The 1846-nt window shown below is 64.5% G+C and carries 3 protein-coding genes; all 3 read left to right on the top strand.

The genetic code is table 11. The features are described 5' to 3' along the window. On the top strand, positions 1-255 hold a 255-nt coding region (locus tag EOL86_14400), incomplete at its 5' end, for an anthranilate synthase component I family protein (GenBank protein ID NCD26762.1). After that, positions 230-805 (top strand): aminodeoxychorismate/anthranilate synthase component II, encoded by a 576-nt coding sequence (locus EOL86_14395; protein ID NCD26761.1) that lies wholly within the window; start codon positions 230-232, stop codon positions 803-805. The genes EOL86_14400 and EOL86_14395, both read left to right, overlap by 26 nt. 15 nt (positions 806-820) lie before the next feature. Then, a complete protein-coding gene (gene trpD / locus EOL86_14390; protein ID NCD26760.1) occupies positions 821-1822 on the top strand; it encodes an anthranilate phosphoribosyltransferase in 1002 nt (333 codons plus the stop codon). Positions 1823-1846: the final 24 nt, after the last annotated feature.

Genomic DNA, 1846 nt, shown 5'->3' with positions numbered 1-1846 from the left:
CTCGACCGGGGGCCCTATGCCGGCGGTATCGGCTGGATCGGCCTGGATCAGGGCACGGTCAATCTGGACACGGGCATCACCATCCGCTCCCTGTGGGTGGAAAACGGCCGCATCCATTGGCAGGCCGGCGCCGGACTCGTCTTTGATTCAGACCCTGAAAAAGAATGGCAGGAATGCCACAACAAGGCCAGGGCCATCCTGAAGGCCATCACCAACACCGGAGGCGGCGATGATTTTGCTGATCGACAATCTTGACTCGTTTACTTTCAACCTGGTTCAGGTCTTCCAATCTTTGGGCGCAAGCCCCTTGGTGCTGCGTAACAACGACCCCGAACTCCTGAACCTGGCCACGGACCCGACGCTGCACGGCGTGATTCTGTCCCCCGGTCCGAGTCATCCGCGCAACACCGGACTGTGTCTGCGCTTTTTGGACCTGATTCCGCGCGCGATCCCGGTCCTGGGCGTGTGCCTCGGCCACCAGACCCTGGCGCATCACGGCGGCGCGAACGTGGGCGCGGCCCGACGCATCATGCACGGCAAGACCTCGGACATTGTCCACGACGGGACTGGCATTTTCCGCGATCTGCCCAACCCCTTGCGCATCGGCCGCTATCATTCCCTGGCCGTGCACGAAGAGGGCCGGACCGACCTGCCCTTCACCGTCACCGCGCGGACCGCGGACCACGAAGTCATGGCCCTGCGTTTCACCGACCGACCCTGGTTCGGAGTGCAATTCCATCCGGAATCGGTGTTGTCTCCGGAAGGGCCCAAACTTCTCCATAACTTTCTCAAACTGTGCGCGTAAGCACGGGAGTATCGCATGAACACCATCAGCCATATCCTGGAACACCTGACCACGGGGGCGGATCTGTCCACGCAACAGGCAAGGGAGGCCTTCGACCTGCTTTTGACCGGCGAAGTCTCCCCCATTCAGGCCGGAGCCTTTCTCATGGGCCTGCGGGCCAAGGGCGAAACCGCCGCCGAACTCTCGGCCGCCGTGGACGCGGCCCTGGGCCAGGCCAAACTCATTTCCGGTCTGACAGGCAAACGCATCGACACCTGCGGCACGGGGGGTGACGGTCGTCACAGCTTCAACTGCTCCACGGCCGTGTCCTTCTTCCTGGCCGACCTGGGCTATCAGGTCGTCAAGCACGGCAACCGCGCCGTATCGAGCACCTGCGGCAGCGCCGACGTGGTCGAGGATCTGGGCTACCCCCTGGTCACGGACCCCGAGGCCGCACGCGAGGAACTGGCCCGACGCAACTTCGTCTTCCTCTTCGCCCCACACTTCCATCCGGCCTTCCGCCACGTGGGGCCGGTGCGCCAACAGCTCGGGCTGCGCACCATCTTCAACCTCATGGGGCCTCTATTGAATCCCGCCCTGCCCACGCATCAACTTCTGGGCGTGCCGGATTTCCGCTTCGCGCCCATGATTGCCCAGGTGCTGGCCGGTCGGCCCGGTTTGGACAAGGCGGCCGTAGTACACGGCGCGGGAGGATTCGACGAACTCACGCCCTGCGGACCTGGGCAGGCCCTGTTCGTGGAGCACGGCGCGGTTCGCCTCGCGGTTGTCGATCCGGCGGAACTGGGGATCACCCCGTGCGCGGCCGTGGAGCTGTCCTGCGCCGATAAAAACGACGCCCTGCGCCGACAGCGCGAGGTGCTGGCCGGCCACGGAACGGGGCCCCTGCAAGACATGGTCGCCCTGAACCTGGGCATGGCCCTGCACCTGCTGGAGGACCACCTGCCCTTGAACGAGGCCGTCCGGGAAGCCAAAATCCATGTTGGTCGCGGCCTGTCCCGAGGAGTCGCTCATGCTTGAGACGTTCCGACGTGCCAAGGAAAA

Source organism: Deltaproteobacteria bacterium (genome assembly GCA_009930495.1).
Lineage (GTDB): Bacteria > Desulfobacterota > Desulfovibrionia > Desulfovibrionales > Desulfomicrobiaceae > Desulfomicrobium.
The sequence above is the reverse complement of the archived record's forward strand: the minus strand, read 5'-3'. Positions and strand labels throughout refer to the sequence as shown.

Bases quoted from the DNA above. Each gene is read 5' to 3' on its own strand.
- EOL86_14395 (NCD26761.1), top strand. From the start codon at position 230: ATGATTTTGCTGATCGACAATCTTGACTCGTTTACTTTCAACCTGGTT.
- trpD (NCD26760.1), top strand. From the start codon at position 821: ATGAACACCATCAGCCATATCCTGGAACACCTGACCACGGGGGCGGAT.